This window comes from Orenia metallireducens (assembly GCF_003001995.1).
In the GTDB taxonomy this organism is placed as follows: domain Bacteria; phylum Bacillota; class Halanaerobiia; order Halobacteroidales; family Halobacteroidaceae; genus Orenia; species Orenia metallireducens_B.
In genome coordinates this window covers 1-1,648 of record NZ_PVNB01000080.1, presented here as the reverse complement: position 1 = coordinate 1,648, position 1,648 = coordinate 1, and the positions used below count along the sequence as shown (strand labels likewise).

The window sequence follows — 1,648 nt, the reverse complement described above, 5'->3', positions numbered from 1 at the left end:
ATTAACGACACTAGTGTCGTTAATACAAGAGTTATATTAAATGCTTCGCATAGAAAAGTACAAGAATGGGAATACTATTAAATCACTTGAACAATTCCCTTCTTGGAGTGATAACTATGTGTAAAATTCAAAGTATCTTCAAAGAATATTATCCTCAATATGCAGAAAAATATGCCATAGCTGACCATGCCAGAAAAGCAGCTTGGAATATAATCAATTGCCGTACAGAAGTAATGGGTGGTCATGTAGAGAAATGTCCGGAAGGACATTATTATCGAATTTGGTATAATTCCTGTAAACATAGATCATGCCCACAATGCTCAACTATGGAAAAAGAAGAGTGGATTCAAAGACAGAGTGCGAGGATTTTAGATACTCATCATTATCATGTGATCTTTACTATCCCCCATCAATTAAATGATTTGTGGTTATTGAATCCAAAGGAAATGACAAATCTATTATTCAAATGTGCAAAGGAAGCATTATTTGGAATGATGGAAAATGAAGATTTTTTAGGAGTTAAGCCTGGCATGATAGCTACTTTACAGACCTGGGGAGAAACTTTAATCTTTCATCCTCATGTTCACTGTCTTGTAACAGGTGGAGGATTAACTGAAGATGGAGAATGGAAAGAGAGTAAAAAGGGCTATTTAGTACCAGTACGGACATTAATGAAGATATTTAGAGGGAAATTTTTAGATAGACTACATAATTTAGTTTATAAAGGAGAAGTAGAAATACCAGAGGAGTTTAGTTATAGCAAAGTACATAGGAAGTTGAGAAAATTAAGAAAGAAGAAATGGAATGTATATACCTGTAAGAAATATGCTTATGGTGAGGGAGTAATTAAGTATTTAGGTAATTATATAAAAGGTGGAGCAATATCTGATAAGCGTATTATCTCTTATAATGAGAAAGAAGTTAAATTCTATTATGATGATAATAAGGATGGATCTAAGAAAAAGGTAATGACTCTAAAGACAGAAGAATTTATTCGTAGGTTTTTATTACATGTACCAATGCCCCACTTAAAAGTAGTAAGATATTATGGGATGTATGCCAGTTGTAAAAGAGAAGAATTGGATAAATGTCGAGAGACATTTGGACAAGATAAGGTTGAAGATATTGATAAGGTAAGTTGGCAAGATTATTGTGAAGAATATGGAGATTTAGCAGTATGTCCAGTATGTGGAGAGAGATTAGTAAAAGGAAAAGAATTTAAAGCTGGGGAATTGAAGTTATTACTGCTTTTAATGGGTAAAGAATTAAATTCTGACTTAACATTAAGAGATAAACAGAAGTCAGCATAGATTAGAATTTTGAATAACATAAGTTAGTGTGAATTGGGGGAAGTAGGTCTAGATTTGATTCACTATTGATTATAGGTAAAAATTGGTTGGACTTAGACAAGAAATGTATATTGAATTTAAGAATAAGTAAAATAATAAAACATTTATAATAAGATTATGGTGGTAACTGTAGATATAAAACTCCATAGAGAACTGGGAGAGCTACGCACTTCATATAACATTAGTTTTACAACATCTAAGCTTAGAGCATAATTAAAATTAATAAGGGCTTATGTTAGATATAGAAAAAATCAGGGATAGGTATATCTATGAGACGTCGTGAAACTCTGATACGTTAA

Annotated in this window: 1 protein-coding gene; it reads left to right on the top strand. The window is 31.9% G+C overall.

Annotated elements, in window-relative coordinates; all coding sequences use genetic code 11:
- Nucleotides 1-116 precede the first annotated feature (116 nt).
- Entirely contained in the window at nt 117-1,310 is a 1,194-nt protein-coding gene (locus BX659_RS18655; RefSeq protein ID WP_097019722.1) for an IS91 family transposase, read from the top strand.
- Nucleotides 1,311-1,648 lie beyond the last annotated feature (338 nt).